This is a genomic window from Candidatus Paceibacterota bacterium (assembly GCA_035530615.1).
In the GTDB taxonomy this organism is placed as follows: Bacteria; Actinomycetota; Actinomycetes; order Nanopelagicales; family Nanopelagicaceae; genus QYPT01.
Window position 1 is genome coordinate 639,362 of sequence record DATKUL010000002.1, and the last position, 17,500, is coordinate 656,861.

Annotated in this window: 15 protein-coding genes; 1 reads left to right on the forward strand and 14 read right to left on the reverse strand. The window is 50.7% G+C overall.

The window, feature by feature from the left end; genetic code table 11:
- Positions 1 to 13: 13 nt before the first annotated feature.
- The 13 genes from trpC to VMW30_06220 all read right to left on the reverse strand — a co-directional run bounded on the left by trpC (position 14) and on the right by VMW30_06220 (position 13,763).
- Positions 14 to 796, reverse strand: a complete 783-nt coding sequence (gene trpC / locus VMW30_06160; protein HUW87939.1) for an indole-3-glycerol phosphate synthase TrpC — start codon at positions 794 to 796, stop codon at positions 14 to 16.
- 166 nt (positions 797 to 962) lie between these two features.
- The gene (locus VMW30_06165; GenBank protein ID HUW87940.1) at positions 963 to 2,447 is read right to left on the reverse strand and encodes an anthranilate synthase component I; all 1,485 of its coding nucleotides are present in this window, start codon (positions 2,445 to 2,447) and stop codon (positions 963 to 965) included.
- Positions 2,444 to 2,797, reverse strand: a complete 354-nt coding sequence (gene hisI / locus VMW30_06170) for a phosphoribosyl-AMP cyclohydrolase (GenBank protein ID HUW87941.1) — start codon at positions 2,795 to 2,797, stop codon at positions 2,444 to 2,446. Before hisI ends, VMW30_06165 begins: the two co-directional genes overlap by 4 nt.
- A gap of 14 nt (positions 2,798 to 2,811) precedes the next feature.
- Positions 2,812 to 3,585: an imidazole glycerol phosphate synthase subunit HisF gene (gene hisF, locus VMW30_06175; protein ID HUW87942.1), complete on the reverse strand. Its 774-nt coding sequence runs from the start codon at positions 3,583 to 3,585 to the stop codon at positions 2,812 to 2,814.
- Positions 3,582 to 4,313: a bifunctional 1-(5-phosphoribosyl)-5-((5-phosphoribosylamino)methylideneamino)imidazole-4-carboxamide isomerase/phosphoribosylanthranilate isomerase PriA gene (gene priA / locus VMW30_06180; GenBank protein HUW87943.1), complete on the reverse strand. Its 732-nt coding sequence runs from the start codon at positions 4,311 to 4,313 to the stop codon at positions 3,582 to 3,584. Before priA ends, hisF begins: the two co-directional genes overlap by 4 nt.
- Entirely contained in the window at positions 4,310 to 4,918 is a 609-nt protein-coding gene (gene hisH, locus VMW30_06185; GenBank protein HUW87944.1) for an imidazole glycerol phosphate synthase subunit HisH, read from the reverse strand. Before hisH ends, priA begins: the two co-directional genes overlap by 4 nt.
- Positions 4,915 to 5,499, reverse strand: coding sequence for an imidazoleglycerol-phosphate dehydratase HisB (gene hisB / locus VMW30_06190; protein HUW87945.1), 585 nt, complete (start codon positions 5,497 to 5,499; stop codon positions 4,915 to 4,917). The genes hisH and hisB overlap by 4 nt, the downstream gene beginning before the upstream one ends.
- Positions 5,496 to 6,593, reverse strand: coding sequence for a histidinol-phosphate transaminase (locus VMW30_06195; protein ID HUW87946.1), 1,098 nt, complete (start codon positions 6,591 to 6,593; stop codon positions 5,496 to 5,498). The genes hisB and VMW30_06195 overlap by 4 nt, the downstream gene beginning before the upstream one ends.
- Positions 6,590 to 7,897 (reverse strand): histidinol dehydrogenase, encoded by a 1,308-nt coding sequence (gene hisD / locus VMW30_06200; GenBank protein ID HUW87947.1) that lies wholly within the window; start codon positions 7,895 to 7,897, stop codon positions 6,590 to 6,592. The genes VMW30_06195 and hisD overlap by 4 nt, the downstream gene beginning before the upstream one ends.
- A gap of 145 nt (positions 7,898 to 8,042) precedes the next feature.
- Positions 8,043 to 11,537, reverse strand: a complete 3,495-nt coding sequence (gene dnaE, locus VMW30_06205) for a DNA polymerase III subunit alpha (GenBank protein HUW87948.1) — start codon at positions 11,535 to 11,537, stop codon at positions 8,043 to 8,045.
- Between the two features lie 15 nt (positions 11,538 to 11,552).
- On the reverse strand, positions 11,553 to 12,503 hold the full coding sequence (locus VMW30_06210; protein HUW87949.1) for an RluA family pseudouridine synthase: 951 nt from the start codon (positions 12,501 to 12,503) through the stop codon (positions 11,553 to 11,555).
- Complete coding sequence (locus VMW30_06215) at positions 12,481 to 13,020, reverse strand: signal peptidase II (GenBank protein HUW87950.1); 540 nt, start codon at positions 13,018 to 13,020, stop codon at positions 12,481 to 12,483. The genes VMW30_06210 and VMW30_06215 overlap by 23 nt, the downstream gene beginning before the upstream one ends.
- 2 nt (positions 13,021 to 13,022) lie before the next feature.
- Positions 13,023 to 13,763, reverse strand: coding sequence for a TraR/DksA C4-type zinc finger protein (locus VMW30_06220; GenBank protein HUW87951.1), 741 nt, complete (start codon positions 13,761 to 13,763; stop codon positions 13,023 to 13,025).
- A 313-nt stretch (positions 13,764 to 14,076) separates the two neighbouring features.
- Between VMW30_06220 and ileS the strand changes: the two genes are divergently transcribed.
- Entirely contained in the window at positions 14,077 to 17,217 is a 3,141-nt protein-coding gene (gene ileS / locus VMW30_06225) for an isoleucine--tRNA ligase (protein HUW87952.1), read from the forward strand.
- Here ileS and VMW30_06230 read toward each other — a convergent pair.
- Positions 17,214 to 17,498 (reverse strand): YggT family protein, encoded by a 285-nt coding sequence (locus tag VMW30_06230; protein HUW87953.1) that lies wholly within the window; start codon positions 17,496 to 17,498, stop codon positions 17,214 to 17,216. The genes ileS and VMW30_06230 overlap by 4 nt on opposite strands.
- Between the last annotated feature and the right edge of the window lie 2 nt (positions 17,499 to 17,500).

Consider the following 17,500-nt stretch of genomic DNA (forward strand, 5'->3'; position numbering starts at 1 on the left):
AAGGACGCTAACCCTACTCTCGACCTAAGAGTGCGCGAAGCGCGGCGCCTGGATTGGATCCGCGGACCAATGCTTCACCCACAAGGATCGCATCGGCGCCATGTTCCTGAGCAAAAATCACATCGCCGCGCGACGCTATCCCGGACTCGGCTATGCGTACGATTTTCTGCGGTATTAAGGGAAGCAGTTGGGCAAAGATCGCGGGGTCAACTTCGAGTGTTTTAAGATTTCGGGAATTTATCCCAATGATCTGCGGCGAAATCTGTAGAGCACGTTCTAATTCCTCTGGAGTATGAACTTCGACTAGAGCGTGCATTCCCAGAGCAGACGTGAGTTCCATAAATTCTTCTAGTTCAGATTGCGACAATGCCGCAACAATTAGGAGAACTAAATCTGCCCCAAAGGCACGAGCCTCGTAGAACTGGTATTCATCGACCATAAAATCCTTGCGAAGTACCGGAATTGTCACAGATTCGCGAACAGCAGAAAGATCTTCAAGTGACCCACCAAAACGACGCCCTTCGGTTAGCACGCTCACAACTACGGCGCCCGCTTCTTGATAGGTTTTGGCCAGTCCGGCAGGATCAGAAATTGTCGCCAACGAACCCTTGCTTGGAGAAGCGCGTTTTACTTCGGCAATAATCGAAATTCCCCCAACTTTGCGACCCTCAAGCGAAGGAATTGGATTGAGGGCGGAAGGAATCATTGCAATTCGCTCCGCAAGTTCGGCTCGCGTGGTTTTGCGAGAACGCAGATCTTCTCGGACGCCGCTAATAATCTCTTTCAAAATGCTCACTCGTCGGACTCCGATGGAAGAGTGGGATCTATACCTTGGTCGAGCGAATTCCAAGGAGATAACTTTCTTGAATTTCGATCGTAACGAGATGGAAGTTTGGTTATTCGTCGAAACACATAAAAGGCGAGTACGACAACAACTAGGAGAATGACACTGGCCTGCGTCATCAGAGGAATCGCAATTCATTAGCTGCAGCAATTGCTCCAAGAACAGCCGCCGCCTTATTTATCGTCTCCTGGTTTTCCGTTTCAGGATCAGAATCAGCGACAATGCCCCCACCAGCTTGGACATATGCCTTCCCTCCAAAAAGAACAGCGGTGCGAATCGCAATGCACATGTCGACGTTTCCAGTGAAGTCGATGTAACCAATTGCCCCCCCGTACAAACCTCGCCTGGTCTTCTCAAGTGACTCAATAATTTCCATAGCTCGAGGTTTCGGCGCACCGGAAAGAGTTCCAGCGGGGAAAGTCGAAAAAAGGGCGTCAATCGGTGTTGACGTCTTTGCCAACTTTCCGGTGACAGTAGAAACAATATGCATGACGTGCGAAAAACGCTCGACCTGCATAAATTCAACAACTTCGACACTTCCGGGAGTGCACACTCTCCCCAAGTCATTGCGACCTAAATCCACCAGCATTAAGTGCTCTGCGCGTTCCTTGGGATCGCTTAGGAGCTCCTCTCCGAGACGGTGATCTTCTTCTGGGGAGGATGAACGCGGTCGCGTGCCAGCAATTGGATGGATCATGACTTCGCCATCCGTGACCTTTACGAGTGCTTCCGGACTGGAGCCAACCACATCAATTCCGTCCCTGAGACGGAGCAAGTACATATAAGGACTTGGATTATGAAGTCTCAGCATGCGATAGACGTCCAGCGCATCAGCCTTGCAGTCCATGGAGAATCGCTGTGAAAGGACAATTTGAAATGCCTCGCCAGCGACAATTTCCTTCTTTGCTCGCTCCACATTTGCTCGATGATTATCCGCAGTCGTATGCCGGGCATAAACAGGAGTCGCATATGACTCAAGGTTCGCTAAGAAGCCTGGCAATGGCGCGAGTAGATCCGCTTGCATCTTGTCGAGATGTTCTTGCGCTCGATGCCATGCCTCGTCAACACGTTCGGCGCTTCCATCCCAGTTGATTGCATTAGATATGAGTGTGATGGTGCCGTCATTATGATCCAAAACCGCAAGATCGCCAGTCAGCATAAAAGTCAGATCGGGAAGCGGCAAGTCCTTCTCGGTCAAATTTGGCAGTTTCTCCAATGCGCGGACACAGTCATAACCCATATATCCGACAAGCCCACCCGTTAGTGGCGGAAGGGATGCAATACGCGGAGATCGAAGGTGGGATGCAGAAATCCGGAGGGCATCAAGTGGCGGCATATCAGTCGGTGCACCCGCTGGCACGTTACCTTCCCAAAATGCCTTCCCATCCCTCTCGGTGAGAGTTGCCTCGCTATTCACCCCAATAAAGGAGTACCGAGACCACACGCCACCATGTTCGGCAGATTCCAATAGGAATGTTCCAACACTGTTCTTGGTTAGTTTTCGATATACGCCTAGCGGTGTTTCGCTATCTGCGAGAAGTTTCCGAAAGACCGGGATTACATTGTAGTTCTTAGCGTACTCACGGAAATCTTCAATCTTCATGAGTTTCCCAACTCGACATTGTTGTGAAAACAACTCTTTGCGCCTGTGTGACATGCCGCCCCAACTTGAGTAACGCGCAGGAGAAGGGCATCGCCATCACAATCCACGTCGATTGAATGAACTGTTTGCGTATGCCCGGATGTTGCCCCCTTTGTCCAAAGTTCGTTTCGACTTCGACTCCAATACGTCGCTCTTCCCGTCGCGATGGTAGTGGTTAGAGCTTCTCGATTCATCCAGGCGAGCATCAGAACTTCACCCGTTGAAAAGTCCTGAGCGATCGCCGCGACAAGTTCATTCGAGTCTTTCAGCAACTTTTCGACCCTCGCTGGGAGTCTTGCGATATCGGACATGTAGTTATTCTGCCTTATTGATCATGAGTCATGCGAATGGAATAACCTCGCTGGCTCAAGAATTGCTTCACATCACCAATTCGATGTATTCCGAAGTGAAAAACACTGGCTGCCAGAAGAGCATTTGCTCCAGCATCAAGTGCGGCGGCAAAGTCTTCCAAACGTCCGGCTCCGCCACTTGCGATCAGAGGAACCTTGGAAACTGCCCGAACCGCCGCAATCATTTCAATGTCATAACCAGTTCTAGTTCCATCGGCATCCATCGAATTGAGCAATATCTCTCCCACACCCAATTGGCATGCCTTCTCCACCCATTCAATGGCATCGATACCTGTTCCTTCACGTCCGCCATGTGTTGTTACTTCAAAACCAGAGTTTGTTGAAGCTCGGCGCGCATCAACAGAGAGCACAAGAACTTGAGACCCAAAAGCATCTGAAATTTCCGCAATCAACTCTGGGCGCGCAATGGCAGCGGTATTAATCGAAATTTTGTCGGCACCTGCCCGCAATAATTGATTGACATCATTCACGGACCGGATCCCGCCACCAACGGTTAGAGGAATGAAAACCTGATCCGCCGTCTTTTCGACAACATCCAAGGTGGTTTCTCTGCCCGAACTACTTGCAGATATATCAAGGAAGGTGAGTTCGTCGGCTCCTTCCGCATCGTAGAGAGAAGCCATTTCAACCGGATCACCAGCATCAACCAAGTTTGTGAAATTAATTCCTTTAACGACACGACCTTCGGTTACGTCGAGGCAGGGAATGATCCGTACGGAGAGTGTCATCGCCTGGAAACTTCCAATGCTTCCTTGAAAGTGAACGCACCTGCATATAGTGCTTTGCCAACAATCGCACCTTCAACCCCAATCGAAATGAGATCTACAAGAGCAGCAATATCCGCAAGTGATGAGATACCTCCACTTGCGACAACAGGGCGATCCGTTGCGGCGCATACAGACTTCAGTAATTCTAAATTGGGGCCCGTCAAAGTTCCGTCACGTTCTACGTCAGTAACGATATATCGAGCACAGCCGTCGCGATCTAGACGCTCGAGTGCTTCATAAAGATCTCCACCTTCCTTCGTCCATCCACGAGCGGCAAGGGTTCGACCGCGCACGTCAAGACCGACTGCGATTCGGTCGCCGTACTTTGCAACAACTCGGGAAGTCCAGTCTGGATCCTCCATCGCAGCGGTACCGAGATTCACTCTTCTACAACCAGTCGCGAGGGCCCTGGTGAGAGTCTCGTCATCGCGAATCCCGCCAGACAATTCGACATCGATATCCAATGCACCAACAACTCTGGCGAGTAGTTCTGCATTACTGCCCCGCCCAAATGCGGCATCCAGATCCACCAGATGAAGCCACTGCGCGCCAACGTTTTGAAAATCTAAAGCGACCTCGAGTGGATCACCGTAAATAGTTTCCCGAGCAAGCTCACCCTGGACAAGTCGAACGGCGTGACCGTCCTTCACGTCCACGGCAGGAAGTAACTCAAGCGGCAATTTACTCATAGTGAACGAGTCCAATTCTTAATCAAAGCCAATCCAGCTTTTCCGGATTTCTCGGGGTGAAACTGCGTAGCACTGAACGTGCCGTCCTCGACTGCGCTTACAAATCTCTCTCCATATTCTGACCAGCTGGTGAACTTTCCGACATCCGCTTTTGCAGCATAGGAGTGAACGAAATAGAAAGCCTCTCCTTCTACTCCTTTAAAAAGCTCAGAATCCTCCGCAACCATGACCGTATTCCAACCCATGTGTGGAAGGACGGGTGACTCAATTTGACTCACCGAACCGGGCCAGATTCCCACGCCTTTGGCAGCACCCGCGTGATCTCGTGAGGGTTCGAGGCCTTCTGAAAAAAATATTTGCATGCCAATGCAGATTCCCAGAGTTGGACGGTCCTTATCTTTACGTTCGCGGATGATCTCATCGCCACCAACGTTTAAAAGTCCATTCATGCACGATTGAAACGCGCCGACGCCTGGAACTACCAGCCCCTCGGCCTCTAAACAGATTTCCCGGTCAGCGGTAACGAGAACATCTCGACCGCTCGTCGAAAATGCACGCAGCGCAGAACGCAAATTTCCGGATCCATAGTCAAGAATTGCGATCAAAGAGAACCCTTTGTTGAAGGTATGCCCGCAACTCGGCTATCCACAGCAACTGCATCCCGCAGGGCTCTGGCTACCGCCTTAAACTGCGCCTCAAAGACGTGATGGGCATTTCTGCCCTCCAGTACTCGAATATGCAGTGCGATGTGCGCTTCGGCAACAATCGACTCCCAGATGTGCCTTCCCAATGTTGTGTCAAAGGTGCCGATGAGTTCGACAATTTCAGGCTGGCGATGTACCAAATACGGTCTGCCCGAAAGATCTACTGCGGCTTGAACAAGAACCTCGTCCAACGGAACCATTGCATCGCCAAATCTACGGATCCCAGCCTTATCTCCCAATGCTTCTCGCAGTGCCTGGCCAAAAGCCAAGGAAGTGTCTTCGACGCTGTGATGTGAATCGACATCAACATCGCCTTGTGTTTTCACACGTAGATTAAATCCTGAGTGCTTACCTAATTGAGACAACATATGGTCGAAGAAGGGAACCCCTGTAGCAATATCTATGTTTCCCACCCCGTCTAAATTAAGTTCGACGAGGACTTGGGATTCTTTAGTATTTCTTTCGACGCGGGCTGTTCTCACTTGCTACCTCCTAGGGATTTTCTAAATGCATTAAGGAATCGCTCATTCTCTTGATCAGTGCCAATTGTCACACGTAAATAACCTGCCAGGCCGACATCTCGGACCAACACTCCTTGATCTAATAGTGACTGCCACACTTCGTGAGACGAGGGAACGGTAAAGAGTAGGAAATTTGCGCTACTTGGAATGACATCTGCGCCCAATTTCTTCAATTCGGTAACCAACTTCTCGCGAGCCTTGATCAACGTCTGCACAGATTCAAGCAATTCGACTCGAAAATCAAGGGCCACTAACGCAACTGCCTGGGTAAGGGCGCTCAAGTGGTATGGCAATCGGACAAGTTGCATGGCATCTACTACAACTGGGTTGGCAGCCATGTATCCCAGTCGGACTCCAGCAAATGCGAAAGCCTTGCTCATGGTTCTAATCACAACGAGGTTCGGATATGAAGCGAGCAAAGTAACTGCCGAGGGTTCAGTTGAAAATTCTGCATATGCCTCATCAATGACAAGCAATCCACCAACACCTTCTGCCGCCTGGGCTAAAGTCTTAATTTCTAGAAGTGAAATAGAAGTGCCAGTAGGATTATTAGGCGTGGTAAGGAAAATTAATCCTGGTTTCTCGTTGGCTATTTGCTCGCAAGCCAGTTCGATATCGATGGAAAAGTCATCTCGTCGCAATCCCGATACCCACGGAGTTCCTGTCACCTTGGCAATCAGTGGATGCATGGAATATGAAGGTGTAAAACCCAATGCTTTTTGCCCACCGAAGGCTAGGAATAGCGATTGAATAATCTCATTGCTCCCGTTTGCCGCCCAAATTTGTTCTGCCTTCAAAGATTGACCTGAACGCTCGTTTAAGAACCCCGCCAGTCCAGTGCGAAGTTGCAGGGCATCACGATCTGGATAGCGATTGAGCGAACCCGAAACCTCTTCAACCCGTCTGGTAATCGCCACAATCAGAGCAGGAGATGGCGGGTATGGATTCTCGTTTGTGTTCAGGCGCGCCTGCGAGTCAACTTGAGGCGCTCCATAAGGCGAAAGGGAGCGAAGATCCTCTCGAAGAGGCAGCCACTTTGGCCAAATCCGACTCATTTCTCTTCCAGCCGAGCAGACATCGCTTCCCCATGCGCAGGTAAGTCCTCTGAGTTTGCCAGTGTGATGACAGTAGGAGTGATATCCCTGAAGGCTGACTCGCTGTACTCAATGAAGTGGAGACCACGCAAGAAGGACTGAACAGAAAGCCCACTCGAATGGCAGGCGCAGCCACCAGTCGGAAGAACGTGATTGGAACCCGCGGAATAATCACCAAGGGAGACTGGAGAAAATCTTCCAATGAAGACCGCCCCCGCATTTCGGATTTTCAAGGCATCTTGTTGGGCATGAGCGGTGTGAATTTCCAAATGTTCCGCTGCATAAGAGTTAACGACGTCTAAACCCTGCTCTATGGAATCAACCAGAACGATTGCCGACTGAATGCCGGCCAATGCTTCTGAAATTCGTTGAGAGTGCTTTGTTTTGGGGACACGAATGCGAAGTTCCCAAGCAACACTCTCTGCTAATTCAGTCGAAGTCGTGACGAGAACAGCGGCGGCAATAATGTCGTGTTCAGCCTGGCTCATCATGTCAGCTGCGACTTCGGAAGCGAAGGCGGTGTCATCTGCCAGAATCGCGATTTCAGTCGGCCCTGCCTCGGCATCAATACCCACGACTCCACGAAGCGCACGCTTTGCTGCAGCTACATAAATATTCCCTGGGCCTGTGACCATGTCGACACTTTCACAAAGATCTTCCATACCGTATGCAAAGAGCGCGATCGCTTGCGCGCCGCCGATTGCATATATCTCAGTAATGCCGAGGAGAGCGCATGTGGCAAGAATTGTGGGGTGAGGCATCCCACCAAAATCACGTTGAGGCGGTGAGGCAACCGCAATGCTCTTTACTTCCGCGATCTGCGCAGGAACCACGTTCATAATGACGCTGCTGGGATAGACGGCACGCCCACCGGGTACATATAAGCCCACACGATCAACCGGTATCCATCGCTCTGTCACGACTCCACCGTCAACAACTACTGTTTCGGTCTCATCGCGTCTCTGGCTTTCATGGACTATTCGTATCCGCGCGATTGAAAGTTCGAGAGCCGTACGTACTTCTGGATCCAAATTCACCAATGCCTGGTCAATCACATCCTGCGGAACCCGGATCCATGTGGGACGAATCCCGTCAAACTCTTGACACAGATCAAGTAAGTCTGACTCTGAACCCGTTGAAACTCGCTGCAAAATGGGGGCAATCAGAGTCATCGCCGCGGCAACATCTAATGCCGCACGAGGGAGTTCGTCTCTGTATTGCGCTTTCGTCAGAGAACGACCGCGAAAATCAACGGTACGCACCATTAACTCTGCCCATTTCTATCTCGGCTCACTTCACCTTTGAAGGAACCCTTTTAACGTCTAGGACGTTTTCCTGGGGCAAGTCTAGAGGTTCATTTCGGTCGGCGACTCCGCATTTCTAGGCTCGCACTGGCTCAGTTAGTGAGATTTAGACCAAACAATTCGGACCCAGAATCTCCTTCAGATCTGCGCTCAAACTAGGCGATGCCGTCACTCGGGCATCTAATTTCATCTCGGTACTTTTACCTTGATCATCAAGTTGAAGATGCACGTCACGACTTCCTGGATGCGTTCTCAAAATTTCCCTGAGACGATCGACAATCGGAGGAGTGCACTGCGCTATTGGCATTTTGATGACGAGCGGACCGGCAGGTCCCTGGGTCACATCTGGAATTGTCATCTCAAGTGCCGTGAATCGAAGTTGGTCCTCGCGGCGATCTGCCTTGCCACGAATAATGACCACACGATCCTCCGTCAATGTCAACGCATACTGCGTATAGGTGTTTGAGAAGAAGAGGGCTTCAATCGAGCCTTCCAAATCCTCAATCGTGACAATTGCCCAGGATGCTCCCTGACGAGTCACTTTCCTTTGTATTCCGGTGATGAGGCCACCGATAGTGACCATCTGTTCGTGAGAGCCACCTTCATCCAACAATTGACTGATCGAAACATCTGTCGCAGTCTTGAGTAGATGTTCAATCCCAAGAAGTGGGTGGTCTGAAACGTAAAGTCCCAGCATTTCGCGTTCGAAACTGAGCAACTGCGACTTTTCCCATTCACCGGTCGGAATAACCAAATCCAATGTGGAAATCTCTTCGATGGACTCTCCCCCGAAGAGATCGAACTGTCCAATAGATTCGGCGCGCTTTGACTCAAGAATTGAATCAATGGCTTGCAGGTGGATCGCAAGCAGACCTTTTCTGGAAACATCAAACGAGTCGAATGCGCCTGCCTTGATCAGAGATTCAATGGTTTTCTTATTGCACACTTGTACATCCACTTTCGCCAAGAAATCTCCGAACGAAGTGAATCGACCCTTTGTCTCTCTCGACCTCTTTATCGAGGCAACAACGCCTTCACCCACGTTGCGAATGGCTACCAAGCCGAAGCGGATATCGGTGCCACGTGGAGTGTATTCCGCGTTTGACTCATTGACATCTGGCGGAAGTACTCGAATACCCATACGACGACACTCACTTAAGTAGAGTGCCGATTTATCTTTGTCATCTCGCACACTTGTGAGAAGGGCTGCCATATATTCAGTTGGATAGTTGGACTTCAAGTAGGCCGTCCAATAGGAGACGGTTCCGTAACCAGCACTATGTGCGCGGTTAAACGCATAATCCGAAAATGGAATCAGCGTCTGCCAAAGTTTCTCTATCGCCACATTGCTAAAGCCGTTTGCCTTCATTCCCGCTTCAAAGTGAACGTACTCTTTATCAAGGATGAGACGATCTTTCTTACCCATCGCTTTGCGCAGTAAATCCGCGCGCCCCAAAGAGAACCCAGCCACCTTCTGTGCAATCGCCATGACCTGCTCTTGATAGACGATGAGCCCATAGGTATCGCCCAGAATCTCCTGGAGTGGCTCTGAAAGTTCTGGATGGATCGGCTCGACCAGTTTTCTGCCATTCTTGCGATCGGCATAGTTGTTATGCGCGTTTTCCCCCATTGGCCCAGGCCGATAGAGCGCGATAACGGCGCATATATCTTCAAAGGAATCCGGTGCCATGGAGCGGAGTAGGGCACGCATTGGCCCGCCGTCCAATTGGAAGACTCCCAATGTATCTCCGCGACCCAGTAATGCAAAGGTTTGAGGATCATCAAGGGTGAGTGATTCCAGAACGACATCTTCATTTCGATTTGCTTTAATATTCAGTAGGCAGTCATCCAGGACGGAGAGATTTCTCAAGCCTAAGAAATCCATTTTTAAAAGCCCAATTGCCTCGCAAGCGCCCATATCAAATTGCGTGATAATTGCACCGTCAGCTTCGCGGCGGTGAATTGGAATCACTTCTAGTAGTGGCTCGCGTGAAAGTATGACGCCAGCCGCGTGCACACCCCATTGACGTTTGAGTCCCTCAAGACCAAGGGCGGTATCTACAACTCTCTTTGAATCTGGATCTGACTCATACAAGCTTCGAAATTCGCTCGCCTCTACATATCGATCATTCTTTGGATCAAAAACTCCTGCGAGTGAAATATCTTTCCCCATAATCGCCGGCGGCAGAGCTTTCGTAAGTCGCTCGCCAATTGCGTATGGGTATCCTAAAACGCGACTCGAATCCTTAATCGCCTGCTTTGACTTGATCGTGCCATAGGTAATGATCTGAGCAACCCGGTCTTCACCATACTTTTGGGTTGCGTATCGGATCATTTCGCTTCGACGTCGCTCGTCGAAATCCAAATCGATATCAGGCATCGAGATACGTTCTGGGTTGAGGAACCGCTCAAATAAAAGACCGTGTTTGATGGGATCCAGCGCGGTGATTCCCAAAGCGTAGGAGACCAATGAACCAGCCGCCGATCCGCGTCCCGGACCTACTCGTATGCCCTCTTTCTTTGCATGCGCGACCAGATCCGCCACAACGAGGAAGTACCCCGGAAACCCCATCTTGATCATGACACCAAGTTCGTACTGCAATCTCTCATAGTGAAGCGGCGGAATCTCTCCTCCCATTTTTTGAACAAGACCGTGTTCGGATTCCTTCCGTAGCCAGGAATCCTCAGTTTCGCCTTCAGGTACTGTGAACTTGGGGAGCAAGTTCTCACCTTCGCGAAGAGACACGTTGCAGCGCTCGGCAATCAGTAATGTGTTATCGCAACTCTCGGGAATATCCTTAAATAGTTCACGCATCTGCTCTGCTGTCTTGAGATAAAACTCTTGGTTTTCAAATTTAAATCTCTTTGGGTCGGCCAGCGTCGAGCCAGACTGGACGCAGAGTAAAACCTCGTGGGCTGATGCATCTTTGCGACGGGTGTAGTGAAGATCGTTGGTAGCCAGGAGTGGCAAATTCAGATCGCGTCCCAACTTGAGAAGGTCAGCCTTGACTCTCGCCTCAATTTCAATGTCGTGATCCATTATCTCCAAGAAGAAATTCTCTGGGCCAAAAATGTCGCGTAGCTCGCTGGCCGCTCGCCGTGCTTCAGCGTAAGCTCCCATGCGCAATCGAGTTTGGATTTCGCCGCCAGGGCAGCCCGTTGTTGCAATCAAACCCTTGGAATACTTCGAGAGTAGTTCGCGATCCATGCGTGGCTTGTAGTAATAACCCTCCAACGAAGCGAGCGAGGAGAGGCGGAAAAGGTTTCCAAGACCTTCATTGTTCTCAGCCAGAATTGTCATGTGCGTATACGCGCCGCCGCCAGAAACATCATCTTCGCCGCCATCTGCCCATTTGACCCGGCGTTTATCAAATCGGGATTCGGGCGCAACGTACGCTTCAATACCAATGATCGGCTTTACGCCGGCTCTCTTCGCTTGCTTGTAAAAATCGTAAGCACCAAAAACATTCCCATGGTCAGTCATTGCAATCGCCGGCATATTTTGTTGGGCGACTTCTCCTACAAGATCACCTACGCGCGCAGCACCATCGAGCATCGAATACTCGGTGTGAACATGAAGATGAACGAAGGAGGCCACGATTGGTGAGACTAGCCCTTATGTGCGAGCAGATGATTCAAGCAACGCCAGGGCTCTCTTTAAATCCTCTGGGTATGGGGCACGCAAATCCAGCAGCACATTGGTGACTGGGTGATGAAAACGCAGCTCTAATGCATGTAGCCAAGGTCGCGACATCCCCAGGCGTGCGGCGAGAGTGGGATCTGCACCATAGGTGAGATCCCCCACAAGCGGATGACGGAGCGCTGAGAAATGGACTCGAATCTGATGAGTCCGCCCAGTCTCAAGTTCAACCTTAACCAGAGAGACTGCACGAAAAAACTCCATAACCTCATAATGGGTGATACTCGTCTTTCCGCCAGCAACAACTGCAAATCGATAGTCCTCTTTCGGATGTCTATCAATTGGTGCATCGATGGTTCCTGTCGACGGATCCATATGACCTTGAACCAGCGCATGGTAAATCTTTTCGACTTCGCGGTTCTTGAATGCCGCTTTTAGAAATGTATAGGCTTGATCGGTTTTGGCAACGACCATCAGCCCGCTTGTACCGACGTCCAAGCGGTGGACAATTCCTGCTCGCTCAGCTGCACCACTTGTGGAGACCGAGTAACCTGCCGCGGTCAGTGCTCCTACAACTGTTGGGCCCGTCCATCCCGGACTGGGGTGAGCCGCACAACCAACTGGTTTATTAATAACAACGATGGCATCATCATCGTAAACAACGGAGAGGCCTTCCAGCGGAGTTAAAGGTATTGGCGCCCCTACCGCAGTATCTGGCATCAGAATCTCGATCATCTGACCGGCAACCACACGGTCGGACTTCTGCATCGATTTGCCGTTGGTCTGTATCTCATCATCTTCTAATAATCGCGCGATCACGGTTCTGGAAAGACCCAATACCCGCGTTAGGGCACTATCTACGCGATCGCCGTCAACGCCTTCGGGGAGAACCAAGGTGCGATGTTCACGTGCCATAAGGACCATCATCTCTTCGTCCCTGATCACCTGGTGAGGAGGGCGAAATTGGAGAAATGTTACGGATTGAGAGTATCGCCGATAGGACGGCTGCGATCACAATTGCCGAATCTGCCAGATTAAAAATGGGCCAATGCGGCAGTTCGATCCAATCGATGACCTGACCTCGGAATGCGCCCGGTTGCGACGATCCGCGAAATATGCGATCCGAAAGATTTCCGAGAGAACCTCCAAGAACTAGGCCAAATACATAAGCCCACGGCCGAGAGGTCAGACGTCTTGCCCAATATCCGATCGCACAAATGACGAGAATCGAAAAGGATGCCAGAAGTACTGCGCCACTCGTGGCAAAGCTAAACGCTGCTCCGGAGTTCTTTGCCAAAGTGAGTTTGAGAAAGTTGCCGAGAATTTTACGAGGTTCTTGACTTTCAAGAGTCGCTAATGCCCATGCCTTGCTTCCAACATCTAGCAGCCACACGAGCCACGCGACCAGTAGGACGCGAATCCAATTTGGTGAATCTCGGCGCAATATCAGCGCCGCTCTTCCTTCTGCTTGCAGGACATACACAAAGTCGCACGAGGAAAGACTTGGAGACGAGCCTTTCCAATCGGATTGCCACATTCTTCACATCGACCGTAGGTACGGTTATCGATTCTTTCGAGAGCCCGTTCGGTCTGCAGCACCATGTCACGGGCATTAATCACCAGGGACATTTCGTGCTCACGCTCAAAGGTCTTAGTACCAGCGTCGGCTTGGTCGTCCCCGGCGCCTTCACCAGATTCACGAATAAGTGCATCCATCTCCAACTCAACAGAGGCCAATTCAGTTGTCAATCGAACCAACTCTTTAGCCAGAGATGTGCGAATAGTTTTTAATTCTGTAGCGCTCCATGGTGCTTCATTTTCCGCAACCACGACAGGGGAGGGAGCAACCTTGATGGGTTTGAGAGGTGGGGATTTCTTGCCATTCTTGGTTGGACGGGGTGGAGGCGGCATTACCAAGCGGCGCTCCTCAACGACTGGTGTCGCAACTACAGGGGTCAGGGCAGGAACCTCAACCGGTGCGGTCTTGGTAGGAAATGGGCGACCCGGAGACTTCTTCGCGGGCTTAGTTGCAACTGATTTGGCCGGTGCCTTCTTGGCCGGTGCCTTCTTGGCCGGTGCCTTCTTGGCAGGTGCCTTCTTGGCCGGTGCCTTCTTGGCAGGTGCCTTCTTGGCCGGTGCCTTCTTGGCCACTGATTTGGATGCTGCGCTCTTTTTCTTCAATGCCACGCCGGGAACCCTATGCTGATATCGGAAAGAATGCCACTCTACGCGCTATGCAATACACTAAAACCTTCGCGAAAGGGCAATGACGAGGCCATCACCTTCGAGCTAGCCAGAAGAGACGCAAAGTTGCGAGGTAGAACTGGTACGCGAAAACAAGTCTAGGAGCCCGTTCTCCGGATGACAAAGAGGCACGATCCCCCAGGTCAGTTCGACTAGGCAGTTGAGGGTGATCTGCAAGGCGGGTGGTACCGCGAACTCGAGAAATCGAGTCCGTCCCTCCATGGATATCAGTTCCTGATAGAAATTGGAGAGCGCGATGAGTTCATACCGACCAATTGGTGCACACGTGGATTTACCTGCCATGGAGCACTCGATTTTGGACTTCTGGAAAGCCAATTCTATTTTCACCAAGACTGTTGACGCCCGTACAGGTGCGAAGCCGTGGACTTTCTATGAGGGCCCGCCGACCGCCAATGGCGCGCCCGGCACACACCACATTGAAGCACGCGTCTTCAAAGATGTCTTCCCTCGATACCAAACCATGAAGGGCAATTACGTCGTGCGAAAAGCGGGATGGGATTGTCATGGACTTCCGGTTGAAATTGCGGTTGAGAAAGAACTTGGATTCACCGGAAAGGGCGATATCGAGAAATACGGAATCATCGAATTCAATGCCAAATGTCGCGAATCTGTGCAACGCCATGTGGGCGCATTTACAGAAATGACCCACCGAATGGGCTTCTGGGTAGATTTTGAGGAGGCTTACTGGACAATGTCTCCCGAGTACGTCGAAAGCGTGTGGTGGAGTCTGAAAGAAATCTGGAACAAGGGCTTGCTCGTTGAGGATCACCGGGTCGCACCATATTGCCCGCGGTGTGGGACCGGACTTTCCGATCATGAATTGGCACAGGGATACGAAACTGTCGTCGATCCATCAGTCTACGTGCGGTTTCCCATTACATCTGGACCCCTCGCGCACCTAGGCGCCTCTCTCCTGGTATGGACTACGACGCCTTGGACCCTCGTGTCCAATACTGCAATCGCCGTTCATCCAGATGTCACCTACGTAGTCGTCGAAGAAACTACCGGGAATGGTGATAGCGAAACTAAGGAAGTACTGGTCGTCGCGGAAAATCTCATAAGTGTTCTCTCGGGTGAATTAAATATTCTTTTACATCTCAAAGGCTCAGATCTTGAAAGAACAACTTATCAACGACCATTTAGTTACGTCGATATTCCTGAATCCCATTTTGTCGTTTTGGCGAATTACGTCACCACGGAGGACGGAACAGGACTAGTCCATCAATCGCCGGCTTTCGGTGCTGACGATTTGATCGTGTGCCGAAATTACGGGTTGCCGGTCGTAAATCCCATTCGCGGAGACGGTACTTTCCTGCCCGAACTCGAACTTGTCGGCGGAATCTTCTTCAAAGAAGCCGACAAATTACTCGTGAAAGAATTAAAAAGGATCGGCGCTCTCTACAAACATCTCCAATACGAGCATCAATACCCACATTGCTGGAGATGTCACACGGTGCTTATGTACTACGCACAGCCTTCTTGGTACATCAGAACAACATCGATTAAATCCGAATTGTTACGAGAGAACGAGAAAACCAATTGGTATCCAGAAACCATCAAGACAGGTCGATATGGCGATTGGCTCAACAACAACATTGACTGGGCCTTATCCCGCAACCGCTACTGGGGTACCCCTCTTCCAATCTGGCGTTGCGAATCTGGACATACGATCTGCATCGGCTCACTCCAAGAATTAGGTGAGTTTGCAGGGATGGAACTGAGTTCACTTGATCCACACCGCCCCTTTGTAGACGACATCACGTGGTCGTGTTCGGAATGCGATCGTCAGATGATACGTGTGACCGAAGTGATCGACTGCTGGTACGACTCCGGGGCGATGCCATTTGCCCAGTGGGGTTATCCGCATCGCGAGGGTTCTGTTGAAAAATTCAAGGAGTCTTACCCAGCAGATTTTATCTGCGAAGCAATCGATCAGACTCGCGGATGGTTTTACACACTTATGACAATTGGAACACTCGTCTTTGACGAGAGTCCATACAAAACTGTTCTCTGCCTGGGCCATCTACTCGACAAGAATGGTCGAAAGATGAGCAAGCATCTGGGAAATACTCTCGAACCAATTCCGCTCATGGACCAACACGGTGCCGACGCGGTGCGTTGGTACATGCTTGCCGCTGGCTCCCCTTGGTCCCCTCGCAGAGTCGGACACGAGGCGATCAGCGATGTGGTGCGCAAAACGCTACTGACTTACTGGAACACCGTTTCGTTTCTATCCATGTATGCGCATGCATCTGATTTCGATATGAAGCAAGCGCCGGAGATTTCAACGCGTCCACTCATGGATCGTTGGATTCATTCAGATTTGCAACAACTCATCATTGAAGTAGATGATGCGTTAAGCAACTTCGATTCTCAACGCGCAGGTAAGGCCCTTGCAACATTCATCGATGACTTATCGAATTGGTACGTTCGTCGATCGAGAAGGAGATTCTGGGCCGGAGATGTTTCCGCCCTTGCCACCCTGCAAGAATCCCTCCATACCTTGACCCTGCTTCTATCACCGATGATCCCTTTTATTACTGAACACGTCTGGCAAGAACTCATCCGACCAGTCACTCCAGGGGTACCGGAGTCGGTTCATTTGGCAGATTTTCCTACCTCCGATACAGCGGCAATCGACCAGTCGCTTTCTGCGCAAGTCGCCCAAACGCGGCGAATTGTCGAACTGGGTCGAGCTGCCCGTGCCGAATCCTCTGTGAAGATTAGACAACCGCTCAGTCGTGCGCTCATCTCTGCTACAGGTTGGGTTGATCTTCCAGTCGAGATGAAAGAACAGATCGCGGACGAACTCAATGTCTTGCAGTTAGAAGATATTGCGCAAGCCGATGGCGACCTTGTCGATGTAACAGTGAAAGCCAATTTCCGGTCGCTCGGGGCAAAATATGGCTCCGCCGTACAGGAAATAGCGCGCTCCATTTCAGAGAGTTCACCTGACCAGATGGTTCAAGAACTCAGGACTCATGGATCGGTTGAGGTCGCATCCGCGAATGGGAAGTGGCTCATCCATCCTGAAGATCTTGTGATCACCGAACAGCCGCGCAGCGGCTGGACCGTCGTGAGTCACGATGCGGAAAGCGTGGCTCTCGATCTGCAATTGACCGACGAGTTGCTGGCGAAAGGTCAAGTGCGTGAAGTCATCCGCTTCCTCCAGGACGCCAGGAAAACTGACGGATTCGATATAAGCGATCGGATTCATGTTCGCTATAACGCAAATTCCGATGTAAAAAAAGCAATCCTTGCCGCCTCCTCCCACATTCAGGGAGAAGTGCTAGCGCTGACACTCGTCCAAGACTCACAACTGAGTCTTGGATCAAACGAACTCGGTCTTGCTGTTGAACTTGAAAGGAATATTTAAAGTTGAGAAACCACTGGTATCAGTAACTGCACGGCAAAAAAGAGAACCAAAAATGAGAGATCGAGGCTGACCGAACCCAGCCGTAACGGTGGAATGAACTTACGCACGAGGGCTGTCGGCTTGTCGGTGATTGCGTAGATAGCCTCAGCCAAATACAGAACCATGCCTTTCGGGCGCCACGAACGGGAAAATAAGCGGATGTAATCCAAAATTAAACGCCCAAGCAGAGCCAGCAAGAAAATCCGAAGTACCAGAACTAAATATGTACCTATATGAACCATCT